Annotated in this window: 31 protein-coding genes and 1 pseudogene; all 32 read right to left on the bottom strand. The window is 71.4% G+C overall.

The features are described 5' to 3' along the window. Positions 1 to 3: 3 nt before the first annotated feature. On the bottom strand, positions 4 to 417 hold the full coding sequence (locus QWY28_RS17325) for a hypothetical protein (RefSeq protein ID WP_300953824.1): 414 nt from the start codon (positions 415 to 417) through the stop codon (positions 4 to 6). A gap of 32 nt (positions 418 to 449) precedes the next feature. Then, on the bottom strand, positions 450 to 767 hold the full coding sequence (locus QWY28_RS17320) for a hypothetical protein (protein WP_300953823.1): 318 nt from the start codon (positions 765 to 767) through the stop codon (positions 450 to 452). Beyond that, positions 767 to 1,816, bottom strand: a complete 1,050-nt coding sequence (locus QWY28_RS17315) for a major capsid protein (RefSeq protein ID WP_300953822.1) — start codon at positions 1,814 to 1,816, stop codon at positions 767 to 769. The genes QWY28_RS17320 and QWY28_RS17315 overlap by 1 nt, the downstream gene beginning before the upstream one ends. A gap of 32 nt (positions 1,817 to 1,848) precedes the next feature. Continuing rightward, a complete protein-coding gene (locus QWY28_RS17310) occupies positions 1,849 to 2,241 on the bottom strand; it encodes a head decoration protein (RefSeq protein ID WP_300953821.1) in 393 nt (130 codons plus the stop codon). A 30-nt stretch (positions 2,242 to 2,271) separates the two neighbouring features. Then, positions 2,272 to 3,078 (bottom strand): hypothetical protein, encoded by an 807-nt coding sequence (locus tag QWY28_RS17305; protein ID WP_300953820.1) that lies wholly within the window; start codon positions 3,076 to 3,078, stop codon positions 2,272 to 2,274. Between the two features lie 52 nt (positions 3,079 to 3,130). Next, on the bottom strand, positions 3,131 to 4,117 hold the full coding sequence (locus tag QWY28_RS17300) for a hypothetical protein (protein ID WP_300953819.1): 987 nt from the start codon (positions 4,115 to 4,117) through the stop codon (positions 3,131 to 3,133). Positions 4,118 to 4,120: 3 nt separating this feature from the next. Next, the gene (locus tag QWY28_RS17295) at positions 4,121 to 5,626 is read right to left on the bottom strand and encodes a hypothetical protein (RefSeq protein ID WP_300953818.1); all 1,506 of its coding nucleotides are present in this window, start codon (positions 5,624 to 5,626) and stop codon (positions 4,121 to 4,123) included. A gap of 24 nt (positions 5,627 to 5,650) precedes the next feature. Then, complete coding sequence (locus tag QWY28_RS17290) at positions 5,651 to 7,354, bottom strand: terminase large subunit domain-containing protein (RefSeq protein ID WP_300953817.1); 1,704 nt, start codon at positions 7,352 to 7,354, stop codon at positions 5,651 to 5,653. A gap of 137 nt (positions 7,355 to 7,491) precedes the next feature. Then, positions 7,492 to 8,073 (bottom strand): hypothetical protein, encoded by a 582-nt coding sequence (locus QWY28_RS17285; protein WP_300953816.1) that lies wholly within the window; start codon positions 8,071 to 8,073, stop codon positions 7,492 to 7,494. Between the two features lie 503 nt (positions 8,074 to 8,576). Then, complete coding sequence (locus QWY28_RS17280; RefSeq protein WP_300953815.1) at positions 8,577 to 9,029, bottom strand: hypothetical protein; 453 nt, start codon at positions 9,027 to 9,029, stop codon at positions 8,577 to 8,579. A gap of 117 nt (positions 9,030 to 9,146) precedes the next feature. Further along, complete coding sequence (locus QWY28_RS17275; protein ID WP_300953814.1) at positions 9,147 to 9,392, bottom strand: hypothetical protein; 246 nt, start codon at positions 9,390 to 9,392, stop codon at positions 9,147 to 9,149. Beyond that, positions 9,389 to 9,583 (bottom strand): hypothetical protein, encoded by a 195-nt coding sequence (locus QWY28_RS17270; protein ID WP_300953813.1) that lies wholly within the window; start codon positions 9,581 to 9,583, stop codon positions 9,389 to 9,391. Before QWY28_RS17270 ends, QWY28_RS17275 begins: the two co-directional genes overlap by 4 nt. A 266-nt stretch (positions 9,584 to 9,849) precedes the next feature. Then, positions 9,850 to 10,020 (bottom strand): hypothetical protein, encoded by a 171-nt coding sequence (locus QWY28_RS17265; protein WP_300953812.1) that lies wholly within the window; start codon positions 10,018 to 10,020, stop codon positions 9,850 to 9,852. Next, a complete protein-coding gene (locus tag QWY28_RS17260) occupies positions 10,017 to 10,328 on the bottom strand; it encodes a hypothetical protein (RefSeq protein WP_300953811.1) in 312 nt (103 codons plus the stop codon). The genes QWY28_RS17265 and QWY28_RS17260 overlap by 4 nt, the downstream gene beginning before the upstream one ends. Continuing rightward, on the bottom strand, positions 10,325 to 10,642 hold the full coding sequence (locus QWY28_RS17255) for a hypothetical protein (protein ID WP_300953810.1): 318 nt from the start codon (positions 10,640 to 10,642) through the stop codon (positions 10,325 to 10,327). Before QWY28_RS17255 ends, QWY28_RS17260 begins: the two co-directional genes overlap by 4 nt. After that, positions 10,636 to 11,301, bottom strand: coding sequence for a hypothetical protein (locus QWY28_RS17250; protein WP_300953809.1), 666 nt, complete (start codon positions 11,299 to 11,301; stop codon positions 10,636 to 10,638). Before QWY28_RS17250 ends, QWY28_RS17255 begins: the two co-directional genes overlap by 7 nt. Beyond that, positions 11,298 to 13,028 carry a helicase HerA domain-containing protein gene (locus tag QWY28_RS17245; RefSeq protein WP_300953808.1) on the bottom strand — a complete coding sequence of 577 codons (1,731 nt, stop codon included), beginning with the start codon at positions 13,026 to 13,028 and terminating at the stop codon, positions 11,298 to 11,300. Before QWY28_RS17245 ends, QWY28_RS17250 begins: the two co-directional genes overlap by 4 nt. Continuing rightward, positions 13,028 to 14,170 carry a hypothetical protein gene (locus QWY28_RS17240; RefSeq protein WP_300953807.1) on the bottom strand — a complete coding sequence of 381 codons (1,143 nt, stop codon included), beginning with the start codon at positions 14,168 to 14,170 and terminating at the stop codon, positions 13,028 to 13,030. Before QWY28_RS17240 ends, QWY28_RS17245 begins: the two co-directional genes overlap by 1 nt. Next, on the bottom strand, positions 14,167 to 14,454 hold the full coding sequence (locus QWY28_RS17235; protein WP_300953806.1) for a DUF3263 domain-containing protein: 288 nt from the start codon (positions 14,452 to 14,454) through the stop codon (positions 14,167 to 14,169). The genes QWY28_RS17240 and QWY28_RS17235 overlap by 4 nt, the downstream gene beginning before the upstream one ends. Beyond that, the gene (locus tag QWY28_RS17230; protein ID WP_300953805.1) at positions 14,451 to 14,804 is read right to left on the bottom strand and encodes a hypothetical protein; all 354 of its coding nucleotides are present in this window, start codon (positions 14,802 to 14,804) and stop codon (positions 14,451 to 14,453) included. Before QWY28_RS17230 ends, QWY28_RS17235 begins: the two co-directional genes overlap by 4 nt. Beyond that, positions 14,801 to 15,706, bottom strand: a complete 906-nt coding sequence (locus QWY28_RS17225) for a hypothetical protein (protein WP_300953804.1) — start codon at positions 15,704 to 15,706, stop codon at positions 14,801 to 14,803. Before QWY28_RS17225 ends, QWY28_RS17230 begins: the two co-directional genes overlap by 4 nt. A gap of 37 nt (positions 15,707 to 15,743) precedes the next feature. Continuing rightward, positions 15,744 to 16,067, bottom strand: a complete 324-nt coding sequence (locus QWY28_RS17220; RefSeq protein WP_300953803.1) for a hypothetical protein — start codon at positions 16,065 to 16,067, stop codon at positions 15,744 to 15,746. Between the two features lie 6 nt (positions 16,068 to 16,073). Continuing rightward, entirely contained in the window at positions 16,074 to 16,328 is a 255-nt protein-coding gene (locus QWY28_RS17215; protein ID WP_300953802.1) for a hypothetical protein, read from the bottom strand. Beyond that, positions 16,325 to 16,633 (bottom strand): hypothetical protein, encoded by a 309-nt coding sequence (locus tag QWY28_RS17210; RefSeq protein ID WP_300953801.1) that lies wholly within the window; start codon positions 16,631 to 16,633, stop codon positions 16,325 to 16,327. Before QWY28_RS17210 ends, QWY28_RS17215 begins: the two co-directional genes overlap by 4 nt. After that, positions 16,626 to 17,012 (bottom strand): hypothetical protein, encoded by a 387-nt coding sequence (locus QWY28_RS17205; protein WP_300953800.1) that lies wholly within the window; start codon positions 17,010 to 17,012, stop codon positions 16,626 to 16,628. Before QWY28_RS17205 ends, QWY28_RS17210 begins: the two co-directional genes overlap by 8 nt. Further along, complete coding sequence (locus QWY28_RS17200; RefSeq protein WP_300953798.1) at positions 17,005 to 17,199, bottom strand: hypothetical protein; 195 nt, start codon at positions 17,197 to 17,199, stop codon at positions 17,005 to 17,007. The genes QWY28_RS17205 and QWY28_RS17200 overlap by 8 nt, the downstream gene beginning before the upstream one ends. After that, positions 17,192 to 17,500: a hypothetical protein gene (locus QWY28_RS17195; RefSeq protein ID WP_300953799.1), complete on the bottom strand. Its 309-nt coding sequence runs from the start codon at positions 17,498 to 17,500 to the stop codon at positions 17,192 to 17,194. Before QWY28_RS17195 ends, QWY28_RS17200 begins: the two co-directional genes overlap by 8 nt. Continuing rightward, positions 17,493 to 17,687 carry a hypothetical protein gene (locus tag QWY28_RS17190; protein ID WP_300953798.1) on the bottom strand — a complete coding sequence of 65 codons (195 nt, stop codon included), beginning with the start codon at positions 17,685 to 17,687 and terminating at the stop codon, positions 17,493 to 17,495. Before QWY28_RS17190 ends, QWY28_RS17195 begins: the two co-directional genes overlap by 8 nt. A gap of 221 nt (positions 17,688 to 17,908) precedes the next feature. Further along, positions 17,909 to 18,127 (bottom strand): hypothetical protein, encoded by a 219-nt coding sequence (locus QWY28_RS17185; protein WP_300953797.1) that lies wholly within the window; start codon positions 18,125 to 18,127, stop codon positions 17,909 to 17,911. Then, positions 18,124 to 18,864, bottom strand: a complete 741-nt coding sequence (locus tag QWY28_RS17180; protein ID WP_300953796.1) for a DNA-methyltransferase — start codon at positions 18,862 to 18,864, stop codon at positions 18,124 to 18,126. The genes QWY28_RS17185 and QWY28_RS17180 overlap by 4 nt, the downstream gene beginning before the upstream one ends. Beyond that, a complete protein-coding gene (locus QWY28_RS17175) occupies positions 18,857 to 19,492 on the bottom strand; it encodes a hypothetical protein (protein WP_300953795.1) in 636 nt (211 codons plus the stop codon). The genes QWY28_RS17180 and QWY28_RS17175 overlap by 8 nt, the downstream gene beginning before the upstream one ends. Continuing rightward, positions 19,489 to 19,734: pseudogene (locus QWY28_RS17170) on the bottom strand (DNA translocase FtsK); the annotation flags it as partial. The pseudogene QWY28_RS17170 and the gene QWY28_RS17175, both read right to left, overlap by 4 nt. Positions 19,735 to 20,338: the final 604 nt, after the last annotated feature.

The following is a 20,338-nucleotide window of genomic DNA, read 5'->3' as shown; positions in this document are numbered from 1 at the left end:
TCCTCAGTACCCGGGGCGGGTGCGGACGGTGCCGTATCGGCGGCGCCGGCGGGTCCGGCCGCCGAGGCGCGCTTCCTCGTCGTCGGTGAGGTAGACCCCGACGCGGGCGAGTGCTGCCTCGGAGTACCGCTCGGTGCGGGTGGCGTCGTCGACCGTGCGTGTCCAGGACTGGAGCGCCTTGGGGTTGCGCGCTGCTCGCGCGGCCGCTTCAAGCGCGATGACCTTCACCCAGAACGGGACTGGGGTGACGGGCGCCTTCCACGCCTCGGTGACCAGGCCGTTGACGAGCGCTGCCCACGTGGATGCGGCCTCGACCGCCGGTGCGCCGGCGCCGGGGTACGCGACGAGATCGTCGGCGGTGATGATCTCCAAGGGCTCACCCGGGCCCGGGGCAGCGTCGTCGAGAATGATCGGCATCGCGGTCTCCTCTGCTGCCCCGGGCTCAGGTGCTACTCGGTGGGGACGCCGGCCGCGTCGAGGGCGTCGATGACGTCCTCGCGGGTGGCGTCGTCGTCGACGTCGACGTCGTGGGCGGCCGCGTAGGCCCGCCAGGCGTCGACGCCGGACCCGCGGCCCGAGCGCGGCGGCGGGGCGCCGGTCTCGTCCTCGGTCTGGTCGGCGCTGGTCCCGTCGTCGACGAACGCGCCCGGGTTGTCGACCTTCTTGGCCGCCCAGGCCGGCAGAGTGTCGCCGGCCTGGAACTCGACGAGCTCGCCGTCGTCCTTCGCCACCCAGATCCGGTAGGCGAGGGAGCCGGTGCTGGCCATCAGCGCACGTCCGCGATCATCAGGCGCCGGGCGTTGGCCAGGATCGGCATGGCGACGGCGTCGACGTAGGTGAACTCGCGGTAGGGCGGGCCGACCTTCTCGACGACGCCGACGATGCCGGGCGCGTTCTCGAAGGACAGGTCGGACTCGCTGCTGTTGACCAGCTCGAGGGCGGTGGCCGTGACGCCCCACGCGGTGTAGCCCAGCTCGGCGAGGCTGGCCGGCAGGAGCGCGACCCGGTCCTCGGGGACCGTGCGGGTCGTCACGCCGTCGACGTCGAAGGAGGCGTCGTAGGGCTCGTCGAACGTGGGGAGCCCCTCGCCGGCGAGCAGGTCGTTGAGCTGAGCGAGGGTGACGCGGGTGCGGCCCTGGGTGGCGCCGTAGATCGCGTCGATGACCTCCTTGGAACGCTGCACGATCCGCAGCGTCGCGAGGGAGGTCTTCATCCGGGCCGGGGCGACGCCGCCGTTGGTGAGGCGGTAGGCGTCGGACCAGGTCTGGATGTCGGTCAGCGGGGTCATGGTGGCGAGGTTGGCCGCCGACCAGGTGACCGACGGGGTGACGAGGTTGCCGAGCGCGGCGAGGCCGTAGTCGGTCTCGAAGCCCGCGCCGATCTCCGGCACGGTGAGCTTGCCGGTGGTCAGCAGCGAGCCCCAGCCCTGCTCGAGGCGGTTCTGGACCTCGCGGGTGAGCTGCTCGCCCTCGTTGTAGATGGCGCGGGCCAGCGCCTGCTGGTTCTGGCCGCCGAGGCGGGCGAACTCCAGCTGGAGGCGCTCGTACTCGCCCATGGAGAGCGAGGTGGACAGCGGGATCATCTTGACCCGCTTCTCGGAGCCGACGTCGCGCTCGGAGACGTGGATCCGGCCGTCGTAGGTCCGGAACCGGGCCGTGCGGTTGGTGCGCACGATCTCGGCGAAGTCGACGGTGTTGGTCTCGAGGTCCCGGCGGGGGAACTCGTTGAGGAGCCGCAGCTCGGCGGGCACCGGGACCTCACGGGTGAAGATGGTGAGGTCGTCGGGCTCGACCGCGGCGTCGAAGAAGATGGCCATGGTGGTGGTCTCCTGGTTCTGTCAGTGCCGGATCAGGCGAAGTGGACGAGCTTGAGGTCCGCCTTGCCGGCGCTGTCGACGGTGCGGGGGAGCTTGGACTCCTTGACGAAGCCGGCCACGACGAGCGCGCCGCCCGGGTCGGTGTCGCTGGCGGGCACCTTGACCGAGGAGTGCAGGAAGCCCGCGAGGGTCTCCCGGCCGTCGGCGGCGGCGTTGTCGTAGGGGCCGTAGAGGCCGGTGGCCGTGATCTTGCCGAGCGGCTCCCCGGAGGGGATGTAGCCGTTCGGGTAGTGGGTGCCCGCGGTGAACGCGGACTTGTCGAGGACGATGACCGGGTTCTCGCCCGGGCCCTGGCCCCACTGGCTCAGCAGCCAGGAGCGCTTCTCGACCTGGTGGCTGGTGGTGGTGAGGGAGATGTCGGACATGGGGGTTCCTTCCGGATCCGTGGCGAGCGGTTACTCGCCGGACGTGGGCTTGCCGAAGCGGCGCTGGGCCTCTGCCTTGCCGGCGGACCCACGGGTCTCCTGACCCTCCTTGCGCTTCCCGCCGCCGAAGTCGCGGCGGCGGTCCTGCTTGTCGTCCTTGCCGGACGGGTGGAACCTCTTGGCGAAGTTCGTCAGCTTCGTGGTGTCGACGCCGGAGTCGGTGAGGTAGGCGTCGACGTTGAGGGACGTGACGAGCTCGTCGAGGTCGTCTCCCTCGATCCCGCCGGTCTCGAGCGCGGCGCGGAAGATGGTGGTGGCAGCGTTGCGGCGCTCGGCGGTGATCGCTTCGGCCTTGCCTTCCTCGCGGGCCGCGGCGAGGGCCTGCTCGGCGGGGGTCATCTGCTGCTGGCGGACCTGGGCGTAGGCGTCGAGGTCAGCCTTGACGTCCTCGGGCTTCCGGTCGCCGACGAGGTCCTTGAAGCGGCCCTCGTGCTTGCGGGAGTTGTACCGCCAGTACGCCGCCTGCTCCTTGTCGGACATCTCGGCGATGGGGGTGTCCTTGGGGAAGCCGAGGTCGTTGCCCTGGCCGTCGGTCGCGTTGGTGCGGGTCTGCTGCCCACCACCACCACTACCACCACCACTACCGCCGCCGGTTCCGCCGGCCGGGTCGCCACCGGGACCACCGTCGCCACCGCCGCTGCCGTCGGCGGGGTCGTCGGGGGAGGCGCCGAGGATGGGCCACATGACGCGGCCGTCGGGCCGCACCCAAAGCGCCTCGAGGGGCGCGCCGGTGCGGGGGTGGCGCTTGGTGGGGTGCGTGGGCAGGCTGAGGTGCATCGGTTCTCCCTTGTCGGGTCAGTCGCCCATGGCGGGCGGGTGGGGCTGGTGGTCAGGCCGCGGCGAGTCGGCGCCGGGACCGGTCGATCGCGGCGCGCTGGTAGGCGAGTGGCTCGCGGAGGTTTTCTCCGGCGCGGTCCCGGTCGGTGAGGAGCGCCAGGACGTTCTCGAGCTTCTCGAGGCGCTGCTGGAGCAAGGCGGGGTTGCCGGGCGGCCGGCCGAGGTCGTCGGGGCCGGTGAACTTCTGGCCGCGGACGGTCAGGACGGGGCCGAGCTCGCCGTGCTCATTGACCTGGACCCGGGTCCGGCGCAGGTCCTCGGCTGCGGTGGAGTCGCCGGCGGCCTTGTAGATCGCCTTGAGGTCCTCGCGGTTGAGCCGAATCCCGGGGTCGAGGTCGCCGACAATCGGCATCGTCACGCACTTGCAGCGGGGCGCGTGCATGGGGAGCAGATCGCTGACGCGGTAGATCCTGTCGGCGGCGACCACGCAGAGCCCGCAGGGGCCGGATTCGGACAGCTCGGGGCGCAGGACCCTGCGGTAGCGGGTCACTCCGAGGACCTTCATCGTGTCCGTCTGCGCCTGGCGGCCGGCCAGCATCAGGTCGGTCTCGATGATCTGGGTCGCCCGCTCGACAGCGCGGGCCAGGGCGAGGTCCTCGTCGGCGGTGAGAGCGAACGTCTCCTTGAACACCGCGGCGGGACGGGCGTGCACCTGGACGAGATCAGCACCGTTGCGGATCACCGGTCGGCCGACGGGAGGGACGGCGACGCGGCCTTCGCCGGCAAGCGCGGCCAGGAGCTGCGCGACGTGCTCGGTGTAGATGCCGGCGATGGCGTGCTGGGCCTGGACCGAGAACTCCGCCATCTCGGCGGCCCGGCCGCGCACCTGGGCAGCGGCGTACCACGCGCTGAACCCCTGCCACGCGACGGCGCTGGTGGCCGTCGTGGTCGCCGTGAGACTGGACGTTGCGGCGGACGTCTGCGCAACCCATGCGCTCGCGGTCGCGGCGGCGGCGGTCTCCTCCGCCAGCGTGGCCACGGCTCAGACCCCGGACCCGCCGGCCGGCCGCCCGGTCTGCTGCGTCTGCGGGGTGCGGTAGAGCAGGTCGCGGTTGCGGAGCGCGCGGAGCCGGTCGACGACCTCGGCCGGCGGGTACTGGAGCACGTCGGTCCAGATCGCCTCGCTCGGCAGCGTCTGCGCAAGCTGGGACGCTGCGCCGGCCTTCTCCTGCAGGGAGTACCGCTCGATCGGACCCCACAGCGTCTCGATCTGGGAGACGTTCGCGCGGGCGGTGTCGCCCTGGAACCGGAACGCCATGGCGACGGTCCGAGCCCAGCCGCCGTCGGCCCGGTCGCGGCGGTCCTCGATCTTGTAGACGTGCTCCTCGCGCATCAGCGACGCGCCTTCGGCCGATCCTGAGGCGGCGTCGGGGGTGATGGTGTGGAGCGGGTTCATGGTGACCGCGGCGAGGTGCTCGAGGTCCTTCTTGACGGAGTCGATGAGCGGCCGGGTGTCGACAGGGGTCGACTCCCAGATCTTGGCGTCCTTCGGCAGCCGCCACATCGCGTCGGGCGCGGAGGTGAAGATGCCCGCCAGGTCGGAGGCGTCGTCGTCGTAGAGCGGGTTCGGCTCGTCGCCGTCGGCGTCCCCGGTTGCGCCGGGCTCGTCGTCGGTGTCCTCGTCGGGGATCATGATCGCGCGCTGGCGGAAGGCCTGGATCTTGCTGATCCACCACTCGTTGAACAGCTTGTCGTTGATCCGGTCGAGGGTGTCGAGGTGGTGCTCGAACTCGCCGACGCCGTCTCGGTTTTGGAACCGGATCATGGCGACCTGGTTGTCGGGGACGTCGTCGAAGCGGTCCTCGTCCCAGGCCCACTTCTCGGAGAACACGAAGGGGCCGCGGCGCTTGATGCTGGTCGGGCCGTCGAGTCGCGCGACCCACAGCTCGCCGGGGAGGAACAGGTAGGCGAAGTCGGCGGCGTCCCAGTCGTCGCGGAACACCTTGAGGCCGGCCAGGGTCTCCCCGGTCGCGGCGTCGTGCGCGGTGATGCACTGCAGCGGCGACTCGGCGGTGATCAGCGAGTAGTCGCGGGTGGAGTCGGGCGGGGTGACGATGGTGTAGCCGGCGCCGAGGCCGAGCATGTACTCGTGGACGTCGCGGGCCTTCAGCCGTAGGTCGTTGGCACGCATCAGCGTGCGCGCGTCCTGGTCACCGAGCTCGTCGTCGGCGGCGGCGGTGCGGAAGTCGCGGATCCCCATGCGGTTGCTCGGGGCGGCCACGAGCAGGTCGGCGACGTTGAGCCGGCCCATGCGGACGTAGCGGCGGAAGGGCTCGGCCCAGCCGCCGTGCACGTCCTGGTGCAGCGGCGGGTCTCCGCGGCGGTAGTCGTCGAGGAGCAGCAGACCGGGGCGCACACGGGAGGAGTCCACGCCGGTGCGTGACCAGCGGCGGCGCCCTTCGCGGCCGACGCGGCGGTCGTGCAGCTGGCCGGCGAGGATGTTGAACCACCAGCCAGGGGAGCGCGGGGTCTCGGTGTCGATCGGCAACGCGGTCCCTCCTCCCGGGGCTGGTCATCGGATGCGGGCGACCTTCGCGCGCTTCCTGGGTTTCTTGAGCGCGCCGGCTGCGATGGCGTCGAGTCGAGCGGTCCAGGCGAGGACTGCGGCGATCGCGGCGTCGATCTTCTCGGCGGCGTCGGGGTGCTTCTTGTCGATGTCCCAGCCGTTGCCCTTGGGCACCATGCGGGCGTTGATGAAGTGGGAGTGGAGGAACAGGCTTCCGTCCCAGGTGAGCTCCTGGTCCTCGACGGCGTCCTTGAACGACTTCAGCGCGGCGATCTTCGCGCCGGAGCGTTGACCGGTCATCCACCACTCGATGGGGTGCTGGCGGCTGGCCTTGACCAGCAGCTTCGCGCCCCAGCGCGCCTCCCACTTCGCGATGTAGGACTCCCACATCGCGGGGTCGGCGTAGAACCCGACGACCTTCCAGCGCTTGAAGGCCTCCTCGACGGCGGTCTCGATCTGCGCGGCCGGCGGGGACCACACCGTGTTTCGTGGGTGGTCGGGGGGCTGTTCCCAGACGCTTCGGCCGGGGAAGGGCTCGAAGATGTGGCCGTCGGAGACGCGGCAGGCGATGAGCGCGGTGGCGTCGGTGACGCCCTTCTTCCGGCCGCGCGCGCCGTCGAAGCCGAGGGTGATCATCTCGCCGTCGGCGACGACCTTCGAGGTGTCCTTGGTCGGCCCCAGCTCGAGCTCGCTGAGCCAGGAGTCCGCGCGGTGGGTGATCTGGTTGAGGAAGTACCGGCGGGAGTCCTCGACGGTGGAGTCCGGGTCCCAGAAGTCCTCGACGACCCGGTCGAGGTTGACCCAGCCGCCGTTGATGTCGGCGGAGTCGCCGTAGGCGAGCGCGAGGCCGGCCTTCAGCGACTTCTCGTCGTAGATGTCGGTGTCCTCGGGCGCCGCGCGGTGGTCGAGGAGGATGGTGGCCTTCGCGCGTGACTTCGGGTTCTTGGCCCGTTTCTGCTGCAGCTCGTAGGCCGCGAACGACTTCTCAGCCACGGACCCGTCGCCAGGGGTGTAGGCGTTCGGCGACTCGATCGACGAGCCCTGGGTCTTGGTGAGGTTGCGGCGGACGGCGGCGGCGAGCTTGACCCCGCCGTTGGACGCCCGCCACGACTCGGTCTGGTCGAGCACTCCGAACACGGGCCGCCCGCCCTCGCGGGAGTCTCCGGCGCTGGTGGCGTACTCCAGGCGGCCGCGGGGGAACGCGACGAACGTCTCCATCGGGTCGAGCTGGTAGTCGTCGATGAGCGCGTCGGACCCGCGGATCATCTCCAGGATCGGGTCCCAGGTGTTCGCGGTCTGGTCCTCGCTGGTGGCGAGCACCTGGACCTTGGCCTTGAACCCCAGGGACGTCCATGGTCGGGCGACCGGCTCGCCGTTGGCGTCCCAGCCGTCGAGGATGACGTCGCCGAGCGCCTCCACGATGCCGAGCGCACCGAGGATGGGTGACTTCCCGTGCCCCTTCGGTCGGCAGTAGATCGCGCGGTTCGTCAGGCGGGCGTTGACCATGGACCGGCCGGTGATGGCTGGCCCTCGGAACGTGGGGTCGACGCGGTAGAAGTTCAGGATGAACTGCGCCTGCTCGGGCGTCAGGTCGAGGGGCTGGCCGGCTGCCGGTCCGTCCGGGACCACCAGGTACTCGGTGATCCAGTCGAGGATGTCCCAGCCGAGGGTCGGGACCTCACCCTCGTACTCGGGACCGCGCCACGGCACCGGTCACCCCTCGAGCGGAGAGGTGACCTCATAGAGGGATCGGAGGTGTTCCCGCTGCCACGGCGCGAGCTCGACGTCTAGGTGCTGTTCGACCCAGTCGCCGGCCCGGTCGCCGACTGCATGTGTCCCGCTGGCGATCACGACACGACCTTGAGGTCGCGGTACTTGCTGCTGTTCCGCTTCGACTGGCGGCGCGGGCCGGTTGCCGTGGCGCTGGTGTCGACGATCTCCCAGCGCAGTCGGAGCATGGCGAGGTCGTTGAGCCCGAGCCTGTCCTCGCGCTGCCGGGCCTCCTTCGAGTCGTCGAGCGACCCGGCTTCGGCCTTGACCTGGTGGCGCACGTACAGCGCGACCTCGCGGTACCAGCCCCGCTTCTCCCACTGCGTTGCCTGCGGTGTCTTCCACAGCGCAGCCCAGAGCTTCTTCTCCTGACCGCTCTGCAGCTTCTTCATCGCACGGGCATGGGCGAGCGCGCGCTCCGCCTTCGTGCGGCGCGACTTCGCGGCACCGCGCTCCTTGGCGGTCGTCGCGTCGGCGAGCTCGGCGTCAGCGGCCGCGACCAGGCGTGCGTTCTCCTCGATGGCGAGCTCGATCGCGAAGTCGGGTCCGAGCGGCCATGCCGGGGCGCGGCCGGGGCGGCCGGACTTCGGCAGCTGGGTCATCGCGGGGCTGGCGTTGCGTCGTGCGCGCTGGTCCGCCGGCTTCGGCGGGGGGCCCATTCCGGCCATGGTGGTGCCTCCCTGTCGGGACTCGTCGGGTCGCCCGTGACGGGCTTGCCGCTGGTGCGGCGGCGGTCGACGCAGGTTGCGCCGAGGGTGATGCGCGGGAACTCCCAGACCCGTACAGATCGCGAGCGGCAGTCCCGCGGTTCCAGCGATCCGGGCCCGGGGGAGGGGGTCCCGGCCCGGGGGTCAGAGGTCGCGGAGCGCGGGGTGCGGCTCGGGCTGTCGGCGACCGGCGGTCGCGTAGTGGGTCATCGTGGCTCGGTTGCAGCGGCGGTGCTCAGGAGCCGTAGGAGCCGCGCACGCGGCGTCGGGGTGGCCCAGGTCCCACGGAGCGCCGGGAGCGATCAGGACGTCATCCTCGAGGCACCGCGACCCGCGCCGGCAACGAACGGTGCCGCCCTTGACGACGGGCTCCCATGCGGCACGGTCGACTCGGTGTTGCGCTGCGCCCGCGCCGCTCGCCTGACTGGTGTAGCTGCCGTCCGCTCGCCGGGCCATCAGCTGGTCCGGCCGTGCGCTCGGTCCCAGGCTTCCTCAAGCTTGAAGGTGCGGGACATGAACGTGGCGAGGTGGTCGACCATCAGCTCGAACTCGCGGCGCACTCGGCGTGACCAGTCGCGGTGATCGTGGTCGCGCATGTAGACGGCGGCATCGTCGAGCGCGACCGTCGAGACGCGGGCGTGGAGGAGGTGCAGCACTTCGTGGGTGATGCACTCGCGGCGGGTCGCGTCGTCGAGCTTCATCCAGCTGGGGCAGAGGCGCAGCTGCGCGGTGTGCTTCTGGTCGATCCAGTCGATCGTGGCGTAGGCCTCGTCGTCGTCCTGGGTCGGTTCCTCCATGACCAGGATGCGCCAGCCCGGCATGTTGAGCAGGCCTGCGAGGTCGGCGGCGTAGTCACAGATGGCCTGGGCTTCACGCTTGGTGACGTGCGATCGGGCCACGATCACCACCTCCAGGAACGACGAACGCCCGAGCCGTGGTCGGCTCGGGCGTCGGGGTGCTGCGGGTACACGTGTGCTGCTGGCGTTATCTTCCACCATCGGCCCAAGGTTCGAGGCATCTCGGCGTCATTGCTTCTCGGCGCGTCGCCGCTTGTTCTCGTGGTAGGCGTCCGCGAAGGGCTTCACGTCGGCCAGGCGGTACAGCGGGACTAGACCGCCTCGGCCCCGGCCGGGCACGACACCGGCCGGGGTGAGGTGGCGACGGACCCCGTCGACCAGCGCACCCCGGGCCTTCCACTTCCAGATCGCGGACTCGGGGACGTCGAGCTCGACGGCGACGTGCTTGCTGTCGAGCAGCCCGTCGGCGGTCACCTGGCCGCACCCGTCTGGCCGGCCGGGGTGGCGCAGGCGCCGCACACCACCGGGCTGCCGGTCTCGACGTCCTCGTCGAGGCAGCCATGGCGGGAGGCGCGCTCCAGGGTCGGCTCGTGCCAGGCGTGCACCCGCCCGTCCGGCACCCACGCCTTCTCGCGGTCGATGTCGGGCGTCGATCGCTCAGCCACGGTCGGCGCCTCCCGCCGATGGCCGTCCGGGCGGAAAGTCCCGACACGGCTCATGATCGCGCACGCACTCACCGCCGGGACCTCGGCGGTCACAAGCCTCGGTCGCAGCGGGCGGAAGGTGTGGGCCGCGATGACACCCGCAGAGATGCCGACCACAGCCCGAGCACATACCTGCCCACTGGTCACAGCGCACCAAGCCCTCCGGGACTTCGCGCCAGGTTGTGATCGGGTGAGTGCACGGCGGCTCACTCTCGCCCGTCTGGTGGTCAGCCACGGAGCACCTCCTCGGCCGCGTCGAGCAGGAGATCCACGTCATCCACGCCGATCTCCGCGCGCCAGCCCTTGCGCTTGGCTTCCTCGTTGTTGTGACGCAGATCGGCGACCACCTCAGGGGTCAGTCGGGTCGGCACTTGCTCGCCATTCGGCTGCGTGTTCACCAGCAGCTCCCTTCGTGTCCGGCGGGCCACGAGCAGGTGGCGGGGTCGCCGTCCCGGTCGCGGTAGGTCTGGCCGCAGACGGGCTGCGTCGGTGCGGGCGGAAAGAGGAGGCGTGCGCGCATCCGGGTCTCGCCGTAGGGCTCGCTGAACACGAACTCCACGGGGTCGTCCGACGAGACGTCGAGCCCCTTCCTCACCGCCTCAGCAGCAGACCGGGCGCGGATGATGGCGACACCATCGACCTTGTAGGTGCTCCACACCTCGTACTCGCGCAGCCCGTCACTCTCGCCCTTCGGCTGCGTGCTCACCAGCAACTCCCTTCGTGTCCGGCGGGCCACGAGCAGGTGGCGGGGTCGCCGTCCCGGTCGCGGTAGGTCTGGCCGCAGACCGGCGGTTTCGGTGCGGGCGAAGCGGCTTGATCCTCGGCCTCGATCGTGTCCGCGAGGCCGGTCAGCAGGTCGAAGACGAATGACCGGAACAACGCCTCGTGAGTGGCGGCGTAGCGCAGGGCCTCGGGCGTGATTCCCGCGTTGTCGAGGTACGCGCGAACCGCTCCGATGTGCGGGTGCTCGCTCACGTCCTTCTCGCCCGCCTGCGCCGCTTCCTGGCCGGCCATCAGCACGGCACCTCGTCGGGAGGAGAGGCCGCGCGGCGTGCGTCTGCGGCCGCCTTCGCCTTGGTCCACGAGTAGCGGACCCAGGTGGCCGGCTCGCCGTTGGCGGAGACCTCCGAGACCCACCAGGCGTACTCGTCGCAGTAGCACTCGCACGAGCACTCGGGGCCGCGGTCGTGGTCGTCGTCTCGGCAGACACACCCGTCGGCCTCGCACGCGTCGTGGTTGCCGTTGCGGCAGGGCGAGCAGTCGTCCTCGCTGCACGCACAGTCGACCAGTTCGCAGCCCTCGGAGTGGTTGGACCAGGCGACCTGCACTCGGGAGAGGTCGTGGTCGACGCTCGGGGCGTCGTCGCCGGTGAGCGAGGCGACGGCCGCCCACACGGCCGCGTCGTCGTGGTGGCCGAGGACCAGGACGTCCCCGTCCTCGCCGACCGCCGTGCATCGGACCCCGGCGTAGGTGGAGAAGCTGCCGAGGACCTCGTCGAGCGACAGGGCGCGGGGCTTCTCGCCACCTAGCGCCTTGCTCAGGGCGACGATGCGAGCGGCGTGCTCGTCGCTCACCGTGGCGCGGAGTGCGACGGCGTCAGGCGTGCCGAGCGAGGACCGCTCGACCGCGTCGCAGATCGGGTCGCCCTCGCCCTTTGGCGACACGTCCTGGCCGGTCACTGGTCGGCCCCGTGCATGAGCACCGTGGTCGCCACGACCGCGCCGTCCTGCCGCTCGGCCAGGCCGTTGCGGACCAGGTCCGAGAGGTACGTCGAGAACGTCCCGCCGCTCGTCGCGAGGCCGACCGCTTCGCCGAGCTCGTCCCGGGTGAGCGGATCGGGGTACGCCTCGATGAGCGCGTCGAGCATGGACACCGCGCCCGACCGGAGGATCCCGCGGTAGTGGTCCTGCAGCTCCGCGGCGGTCATCGGCTCCGGACGGCCGCCGAGGTAGTCGAAGCCCGCGTCGGTCAGCGTGTAGCCGGCCGCGGTCTCGTCGATCAGCCCGGCCCGGCGGATGTCGGACAGGTAGGTCGACCACGTCCCGCCGCTGGTCTTCAGCTTCGCGACGGTGCCCCACTGGCTCTTGGTGAGCCGCAGAGGCGCCATCCGGCCGAGGGCCTCGACCATGCGGTGCGCGCCGGCGCGGAGCCGGACGTCACCGGAGGGAGCGCCCTGCCCAGCCGCGGGTGTGGGACCGCCTCGCGTGTCTGACCCGCCAGCCGGCCGCGCCCTACGCCGGGTCGTGGGGGCGCGGTCAGCGGCAGGACGCGGCCGGCTGGGCAGGGGAGTCGGGACACGGGCCGCTGCGGTGAGGCGGCCGTCGATCGTGGCGAGCTGCTCGAGGAGCTGCCCGGCGAGCCCGGAGAACACCTCGAGCGTCTCGTCGGGGACGACGTGGACCTCGACGCGCTCGACGGTCGGGGCGGGCGCCGGCTTCGACCGCTCGGCGGCGAGATCCCGCTCGAGCTCGGCGATGCGGCGGTGCAGGTGCTTCGGGTCGTCGGCCTTGGCCTTCTCCACGGTCGCGGTGATCCGCTCGCCGAGCGCCTGCAGGTCGAGCGCGGCGCGGGCGCCGGGCGCGACCCGCTTCTGTCCGGGCTTCGGAGTCGCGTGGGAGTCGAAGGTGCGGATCCGGCGCACGGCGACGCGCTGGAGCAGTCCCTGCATCGGGGACCACACCCAGGCGGTGCCGACGGGCAGCGACGGCAGCGTGGCCATCACCTCGTGGGCGGTGGTGTCCTCGTCGACGTGACCAGAGATCCACTCGCTGATCGACTTCAGCGAGCGGGGGCCGGTCACGCCGAGGAGGAGGAGGGTGTCCATCAGGTCGAGGACGGACTTCGCGACCTCCTGGGGCCGCTGGGTGACCACGGCCATCCCGATGCCGCGTCCGCGGCCGCGCTTCGCGATGTCCTCCATGGCGCCGAGGAGGCGGGCGGTCTCGGCGGTGGCGCGCTGGGGGATGAGGACGTCGGCCTCGTCGACGACGACGAACAGCGGGTCGCGGTTGCGGTGGTAGAGCCGCTCGGCGAACGCGACGGTGAACGCGCGGGCCTTGGTCTTCGACATGTGGGAGAGGTCGAGGACGACGGAGACGCGCTCGTCGACGACGAGGTCGGCGAGGAGTTCCCCGGCGGTGGGTTCGAGGGGGAGGTCGGCGTGGTCGCCGCCGAAGATGTAGAACGGCAGGCCGTCGGCTTGGCCGTCGGCGGATGAGCGGAGGCCCCACCAGTCGCCCTTGACGTCGAGGACGACGACGGGGACGTCGGCGCCGTGGATCTCTTCGACGAGGACGTGGGTGCTGTAGGACTTCCCGCGGCCGCGGTTGGCGAGGATGCCGATGGGCTCGGTGACCATGTCGATGGGGAGCTCGAGGTCGTCGGCGATCCGGAGGCCCGAGCTCATCACCGGATCCATCGGCCGGCCGCCTCGTCCTGGTCGCCGGTGGCTTCGTTGATCAAGGTCAGCGTCGGGCACGGGTAGGCCGTCCACTGAGGGTCGGTCTCGTGGGTGCAGTGCGTGCAGGCGGTCAGCAGGGGCGGGCAGTCGATGCAGATGCCGTCCTGGTGTACGTGCGGCGCGGGCGGCTCGGCAGTCGGGTCCTCGGGCTGGTCGGGGCCGGGGCACTGGTCGGCGGGCGGCTGGATTTCGATGGGGCGGTGGAGCTGCCGGACGCTAGTCACGGCGTCGAGGGCCTTGGTTTCCATCTCGGTGACCTTCTTCTGGTGGTTGATGAGGCCGTAGAGGTCGTGGATCGACTTCTCGGTCTTGGTCTTCGGGTTGTCGAGCCACTCGTGGCGGTGGGTGACGGCGTCGCGCTTGCAGGCGCACATCGGGTCGGGGCAGACGCAGGGCCACGGGCGGGACGAGCGGGACGTGTGGTCGAGCTCGCAGCGGGTCACGCCCTGCTGGAGGTAGCGGACGAGGGTGGGGAGCTCGCAGTGCGGGCAGGGGGAGTCGAGGACGGCGCGGTCGTTGCCCTCGACGACGAGCTCGGCCTGCTGGACGAGGTGCTCGAGCTCGCGGGCGATGGGCTGCAGCAGCCGCAGCGACGGCGCGGCGTGGACGAGCTGGCGGTGCCGGTTGACCAGGTCGGTGAACGTGGGCGCGGTGGGCTCGGTCCATGCGGGGACGGGCCGGTTGGCGGCCAGGAGGGACCGGGTCATGCGCCGGACGTGCTGGGAGACGGTGAACCACATGTCGGCTGCGGCCGCGATGCCTCGGAAGTTGCCGGGGGCGGCGACGTCGCCGGTGCCGGCGATCATGCTGGTGCGGTTGAGCCAGGCGAGGCCGACGACCGGTGCGCCGTCGTCGCTGCGGCGGGCGGGCTGGGCGCGGAGGTCGCGCTTCTCGCGGCGCGTCTGCTGGTCGAGGATCTTGCGGCCCTCGGCGGTGAGGAACCCGCGGCCGCGCTGGACGGTGTCGGTGAGCAGCTCGACGTCGTCGCTGAGGACCAGGAGCCGGGTGAGGTGGCTGGAGATCTCGGCCTGGACCGTGGCGACGTCGACCGTCTCGGCGGCGTGCTGGTCGGGGCTGGTGGCGTTCACCGGGTTGCCTCCTGGGCGTCGTGGCGTGTGCGGGCGGAGCGCGCGGCGCGGCGGCCGTCGCGGACCGCGCGGAGGCGGCGGACGAGCTGGGCGTCGTAGGCGAGGGCGTCGGGGTGGTCGAGGACCCACTGGACGCGGCGGTAGTAGGCCGGTGGTGTGAGGTTGAACCGCTCGAGCGCGGCGGACTCCTTGCGGCCCTGGTGCTTGAACCGGAGCCGCTCGAACTCCAGGAGCTCGAGGTCGCGGCGGGTCAGCGGCGGCTGCCCGGCCGGGGTGTCGGTCACCGGACGTGGCCCTTCCGGATGGTGGCGGGGTCGACCACGCACCAGCCGACCAGCAGGAGCGCGCGGGGGCCGCCGGCGGCGAGGACTGCGCAGCCGACGGGGTGGATGCCGTAGCCGTCGCGGCCGAGCTCGTGGAACCGGTCGTGGGCGCTGCGTCCGAAGTGCTCGGTGAACCAGACGTCGGAGCGGATCCCGCGGCCGGCGTCGGTCATCAGGCGGCCGCTGATGACGGCCCGGATGGTCGTGAGCTTCGGGATGGTCAGGTTGGTGCGGTCCCCGATCCAGAACGGGGCGGCCATCACCGCCTGGCCCGGCTCGACGCGGATGTGGGCGGGGTGCTCGCTGCTCATCGGTCACCGACCCGGGCGTCGATCGCGCAGGCGTTGCAGATGCCGGCGGGGCTGAGGGTGAGGCTGTGGGTCGGGCAGGTGCGGTCGCTCGGTCGGACCACGTGCAGCACCTGGCCGGGCGCTGGGAGCGCTTCCCAGGTGCCGAGGAACGCGGCGACGTAGGTCGGGGCGGGGTTGCGGCAGGTGTCGACCGCGACGCGCACCAGCGCTTCGTCGCCGTGGAGCGCGACCAGCGCGGTGAGGCGGTCGGCCTGGTCGGGGGTGAGCGCGTCGAACCGCAGCCCGCGGAGCGGGGTGTGCGCCTGGAGCTTCGAGCGGAGGATCGCGAGCGGCCCGGGGAGAGCGTCGTCGGCTGCTGCCGCTGCGTCCTCGGTTGCTGCAGCAGCAGCGGGTCGGGCCGGGCCGGGCCGGGAGGATTCGCCCCCGACTCGGCTACCCCGACTCCTACCCGATCGGGTACCTGATCGGGTACCCGATCCGTTGCTGGGGTCGGTGCAGTACGAGCACTCGGGGTCCTTGATCTTCTGGCCGACGTGCCAGCGGACGTGGTTGCCGCGCTTCCCGCCCTCGCTCTCAGCCTCGCGGCGCAGCATCACCGACCGGGCGTCGGGGTTGTAGGCGGCCCAGTCGTGGAAGCGGAAGCCGGGCTCGCCGTCGACCTCGTCGGCGTACCAGAGTCCGGCGTCGACGAGGCGCTGTGCGATGGCCTCGTGGTCGTCGTCCCACGCCTCCAGCTCGTCGGCGGGGACGAAGCCGTCGGTGAGGTTGTCGGCCGACCAGGAAGCGGCAGCCGTCCACAGGCCGAGCGCGGCGGCGTCTCGACGCTTCGTGGTGTGCGACCGGACGGCCTTGCGGGCCTTCCGGTGGCTGTGGAACTTGTCGTCCACCCTGAGCCAGGTCATGGTCAGGAGTCCTCTCGTGGGTTGGGGAAGCGGCTCGTCACCGGCCGGCCGCGCTGGCCTCGCGCGTCGCGCGGTCGGGCGGGCAGGCGTGCAGGACGTGCCAGGGCAGGTCGTAGACCTCGTCCTGGGCCTCGGGCTCGGACACGGAGCGGCGGCCCATGAGCTCGACGACCAGGTCGCGGGTGCGCCAGGCGCGGCGCTGCTCGACCGGGTACGCGGCGCCGCCGACGTGCCGCCGGCCGTCGACCGGCTTCGGGTCGAACGACCGCCACGACCCGTGCAGGCTGAACCACACGATCGGGTGTCGGCACTGGTTGCACAGCGGGTAACGGCTGCGGCGCCGCTTCGGGTGGCGCGGCACGGCCGGTCACCCCGCACCCTGCGGCTTGCCGGGCGGCTGCCAGGCACCGCTGACGCGCTTCGTCTTCGCTCTGCCGCACACGGTGCACGTGCCGTACCGCTCGGTGCGGACAGTGCCGAAGTCGGCGTCGCGGATGTGGCGGTAGGCGTGGAACTCGTACCGGTGCCGGTGAGGCCTCTGGCCCGTGACGATCGGCCACCCCACGGCGGTGCCGCCGACGCCGACTGCAACGGCTACGAGCAGGCCGACAAGTTCGCTCATGACGGCTCCCCGCCTCGGCTGCTACCGGGCGGAAGGAGGCGACGACGCTCAGCGTTCGTCAGCGGGAAGAACGAGCCGCCCCAGGACTGCGGCCGGTCGTCGGCCGTGTTGCCGCAGCACGGGGCCTTCCAGACCGAGCAGTCGGAGTAGCGACCGGTCACCTCGACCTTGCCACCGTCGTAGATCGAGCCGCACCAGCGGCAGCGGCCCGGGTGGAACATCGGCATCTCGCCTACGACCCGCGTGCCGATCCCGGTCTCGGCGTCGAAGATCGTCCACGCCTTCTTGCTCGCGGACTCAGTCATCCGATTCCACCGCCTCGGGTCCGTAGTAGTCCTCGGCGTGCACGCGGGAGCAGGTGCCGTAGTCGCACCACCAGCGGTTGTGCTGGCCGTCCTGACGACTCGTGCAGCCGAAGGCGAGACAACGCGAGTCGGCGCTGAAGCAGGAGTCGCAGTCCGCCGACCTGGTGACGACCGTCAGCGCTACGAGGCGCAGAGCGTCAGGCGAATGGCCGTCGTCGACCATCTCGTCGAGGAGTCCCCGTGCGCTGGCGAGCGACAGTGGCTCGCGAACGTCGTCCATCTCCATTGCGCGGCGCCAGTGCTCGCTCGACGAGCCCTGGTTCCACAGTGCCTCGACGATGTAGGCGTGCGGCTCTTGCTCGCCCCTCTGCTCAGTCATCGGACTCCTCCTCGGCGAAGCTCCACTCGATCTGGGTGCCGTCGCAGCGCACGCCGCGGACGTGCGGGATCACGGCGTCTGGCCGGACGCTGGTCACGAGGACCGGGCTGTCGTGGCGGACGGTTCCGAAGTCCGTCGTGCAGTCGTGGGCGACGGCGACGTGGTCGCCGGGCTTGACCTCAGGCACCGTTGACACCCCCCGTCGAGGCGGGCGATAAGCGCAGTTCGGCGAGGGTCTGCCACTCGCCGTCCCCAAGGTCCAGCACGACCTCCGGCAACTCCTCGTCACGGCTCAACGCCTCGCGCTCGGGGGTCAGCACCTCGCCGTCCCGGTAGCGGAATCCGACGCGGACCTTCGCGTCATACTCGGTCGCCGTCTGGGTGCAGGCGGCGCAGGGCTGGCGCGTCGGGGACGCCTCCTGATGCGCGGCGCAGAGTCGCCGCGCATCCGCGTCGATGTGGTCTATCTCGCCCCTCTGCTCAGTCATCGGACTCCTCCTCGGCGAAGCTCCACTCGATCTGGGTGCCGTCGCAGCGCACGCCGCGGACGTGCGGGATCACGGCGTCTGGCCGGACGCTGGTCACGAGGACCGGGCTGTCGTGGCGGACGGTTCCGAAGTCCGTCGTGCAGTCGTGGGCGACGGCGACGTGGTCGCCGGGCTTGACCTCAGGCACCGTTGACACCCCCCGTCGAGGCGGGCGGACTGATGTGGTCGCCGAACGCCGCGGCGTTCGCCCACTCGTGCATGACGGTGGCCTCTCGGTAGCCCTTGTGGGGTCCGTCGTGCCCTCGGATCGCGGTACAGACCCAGCCCTCATCCGTGGCCTCGCACGCTGCGAGCCAGGACGGGAGCCGCGCCGCTCCTGCGGTGCTCGGCACTTTCTCGCCCATGCGCTCAGTCATCGAACCCCTCCTGTCGGTACGGGTTGAAGGCGTAGACGGACTCGATCTCGCCCCCGTGGACCTTGATGCCGAACGCGGCGCCCTCGTCCCACGCCTCGCGCTTGATGGCCTCGATGTCCTCCATCGCCTGCTGGTGGCCCTGCTCAAAGCCGGCTTCAAACGGCTCAATCTCGCCCGAATGTGCCGTTTTCTGATCGGTCTTGTCGGTCATGCCACGCCTCCAAACAGGGTGTCCTGGCTGAGCCGCTTGGCCGCCAGCTCGCAGTAGCGCTCATCGAGCTCGATGCCGATCGCTCGTCGCCCCTCGTCCTTCGCGGCTCGGAGGGTCGTGCCGGAGCCGGCGTAGGGGTCGAGGACCAGGTCGCCGGGCTCGGTGAAGAGGCGGACCCAGTCGGCCACCATCGGCAGCGGCTTCGAGGTCGGGTGGCCGGTGTTCTGCACCACGGGGTGCGTCCAGACCCAGGCCCGGCCGCCGCCGTTCCAGCGGGGCTTCTCGTCGGCGCGGTGCAGGAAGAGGATCGCTTCCCAGCCCTGCCCTGGTCGGTCGGCGCTGATCTGCGGCATGGGGTTGGGCTTGACCCAGACGCCCACGCGCAGGGAACGGAGTCCCGCAGGCGGGTGCGCGTCGAACCCGAAGGCGTGGGCGTAGTCCAGGGAGGCCACGACCCAGCGGCGGGTGACCCGTCCGCACTCGGCCAGGGCAGCCATGAGGGTCTCGTCCGTGAACGCGGCGAACCCGATCGCCTTGACTCCGTGGCCGGCGCCCTTGTTCGTCTTCGCCATGCCATGCGTGCGCTCGGTGTAGGGCGGGTCGGTGATGACGCAGTCGACGGCTTGGGCCCCGAGGCGGGGCAGCAGCTCGTGCGCGTCGCCGTGGTACAGCGTCACCGCGTCGTCCTGGTAGTACGGCGCGACCGCCAGATCGATCTCGCCAGAGTGCTCAGACACGGTCCGCCTCCTCTGCTGCCTTCCGGCGCTCGTTGATGACCTCGACGAGGTTGCGGTGGAGGACGCCGTCGGGATCCATGTCGGCGGGCGCCTCGTTGCGCATCTCCTCCTCGGAGATGAGGCCGTCGACGAACGCCCAGAAGATGGGCTGCTCGTCGACGGTCGCGCGGTGGTTGAGCAGCCAGTCGACGGCGGTGTTCCACCGCTCGTCGGCAGTACGCGCCTCGAGTTCGTCGATCCGGTCGAGGAGGGCCAGAACGGTCTCCGCGTCGACGGCGGCGAGGTAGTCGGCCACGGGCGAGCGGAACCCGACGATGTCGCCGCGGTAGACCCGCGGGTCCCGCCGGTCGGTGGCGGTCGGGCAGACCTCGAAGACTGGGATCTCGTCGGCGTGTGCGAGGTGCGCCCAGCGGGAGTCGTCGTCCTTGACGGGGAACACGGGCTGCGCGCTCTGCATCCCCTTGCGGGTCTGGCCGAGGACGTACATCAGGCCGCCGCCGACGGTGCTCAGGAAGACGTTGGCGTGGCCGTCGAGGTTGCCGGACCAGCGCCAGCGGCCGCGGAGCTGGTAGTCGTCACGGAGCGTGGTCGCGAGCTCCCGGAGCCGGGCGGTGTCCGGGGCGCTCATCGGGAGCCAGCCGGGGTGCGAGGCCAGGCGGCGTCGATCGCGTCGCGCATCTCGGGGAACTTCACGAGCACGTCGCGGGACTTCGATCCCTGGGCGGGGCCGACGAAGCCGTGCTCCTCGAGCTGGTCCATCAGCGAGCCGGCCTTCACGAACCCGACGCGGAGCTTGCGCTGGAGCATCGAGGTGGAGCCGAACTGCGTGGTGACCACGAGCTCGGCGGCCTCGCGGACGAGGTCGACGTCGCTGGTGTCGTTGAGGACCGCGCGGAGGCCGCGAGCGAGCGGCCCGTCGCCCTCGACGGTCACGCTGATGCCCTCGCCGGGGCGGAGCGACGACCCGAGACCGCTGTCCGCGATCGCCGTGCGTGCCATGTCGTCGGCGAGCTGGTCGATCGCGGCGGTCTCGTCGTCGGGGTCGACGTCGATCGGTAGGCCGTGGAGCGCGCGGAGCGCCTGCTCGGCGTCGTGGTCGTGCTGGGACCGGACGTGGCGCACGGCGTCGGACAGCGAGGCGTCGGCGTCGACCTCGGACACCACGAGGGACCAGTCGCAGTACGGGCACTCCAGGGTCTCGGGCGGGTCGTCGATCGCGGCCTGGTCGGCGCGGGCGCGCTGCTCGTCGTCGGTGAGCTCCTTGATCGGGACGACGAAGCCACGGACGTGGGGCTCGGACTGCTCCCAGTCGATCGAGGCGGCCTTGCCTGCGCCGCCGAAGTGCCAGGTGAGTGGGCCGAAGGCGTGCTTGCGGACCTTCGCGATCCGCTCCAGGAACTCGGGGTTGAGGCTGATCGCGTCGGTCGACACCAGCTCGAAGTCGGCGGTGACCTTCCGCCAGGTGCCGGGGATC

The sequence above is a fragment of the Nocardioides oceani genome (assembly GCF_030412965.1).
Classification (GTDB): Bacteria; Actinomycetota; Actinomycetes; order Propionibacteriales; family Nocardioidaceae; genus Nocardioides; species Nocardioides oceani.
Note: the sequence above shows the minus strand (reverse complement) of the source record. Positions and strands in the feature narration are given on the sequence as shown.

What these genes read in the sequence shown, in the direction of transcription:
- QWY28_RS17205 (WP_300953800.1), bottom strand. Translation starts at nt 17,012, where the DNA reads ATGACTGAGCAGAGGGGCGAGCAAGAGCCGCACGCCTACATCGTCGAG.
- QWY28_RS17185 (WP_300953797.1), bottom strand. Translation starts at nt 18,127, where the DNA reads ATGACCGACAAGACCGATCAGAAAACGGCACATTCGGGCGAGATTGAG.
- QWY28_RS17215 (WP_300953802.1), bottom strand. Translation starts at nt 16,328, where the DNA reads ATGAGCGAACTTGTCGGCCTGCTCGTAGCCGTTGCAGTCGGCGTCGGC.
- QWY28_RS17195 (WP_300953799.1), bottom strand. Translation starts at nt 17,500, where the DNA reads ATGACTGAGCAGAGGGGCGAGATAGACCACATCGACGCGGATGCGCGG.
- QWY28_RS17285 (WP_300953816.1), bottom strand. Translation starts at nt 8,073, where the DNA reads ATGGGCCCCCCGCCGAAGCCGGCGGACCAGCGCGCACGACGCAACGCC.
- QWY28_RS17210 (WP_300953801.1), bottom strand. Translation starts at nt 16,633, where the DNA reads ATGACTGAGTCCGCGAGCAAGAAGGCGTGGACGATCTTCGACGCCGAG.
- QWY28_RS17175 (WP_300953795.1), bottom strand. Translation starts at nt 19,492, where the DNA reads ATGAGCGCCCCGGACACCGCCCGGCTCCGGGAGCTCGCGACCACGCTC.
- QWY28_RS17305 (WP_300953820.1), bottom strand. Translation starts at nt 3,078, where the DNA reads ATGCACCTCAGCCTGCCCACGCACCCCACCAAGCGCCACCCCCGCACC.
- QWY28_RS17310 (WP_300953821.1), bottom strand. Translation starts at nt 2,241, where the DNA reads ATGTCCGACATCTCCCTCACCACCACCAGCCACCAGGTCGAGAAGCGC.
- QWY28_RS17320 (WP_300953823.1), bottom strand. Translation starts at nt 767, where the DNA reads ATGGCCAGCACCGGCTCCCTCGCCTACCGGATCTGGGTGGCGAAGGAC.
- QWY28_RS17325 (WP_300953824.1), bottom strand. Translation starts at nt 417, where the DNA reads ATGCCGATCATTCTCGACGACGCTGCCCCGGGCCCGGGTGAGCCCTTG.
- QWY28_RS17245 (WP_300953808.1), bottom strand. Translation starts at nt 13,028, where the DNA reads ATGAGCTCGGGCCTCCGGATCGCCGACGACCTCGAGCTCCCCATCGAC.
- QWY28_RS17230 (WP_300953805.1), bottom strand. Translation starts at nt 14,804, where the DNA reads ATGAGCAGCGAGCACCCCGCCCACATCCGCGTCGAGCCGGGCCAGGCG.
- QWY28_RS17315 (WP_300953822.1), bottom strand. Translation starts at nt 1,816, where the DNA reads ATGGCCATCTTCTTCGACGCCGCGGTCGAGCCCGACGACCTCACCATC.
- QWY28_RS17225 (WP_300953804.1), bottom strand. Translation starts at nt 15,706, where the DNA reads ATGACCTGGCTCAGGGTGGACGACAAGTTCCACAGCCACCGGAAGGCC.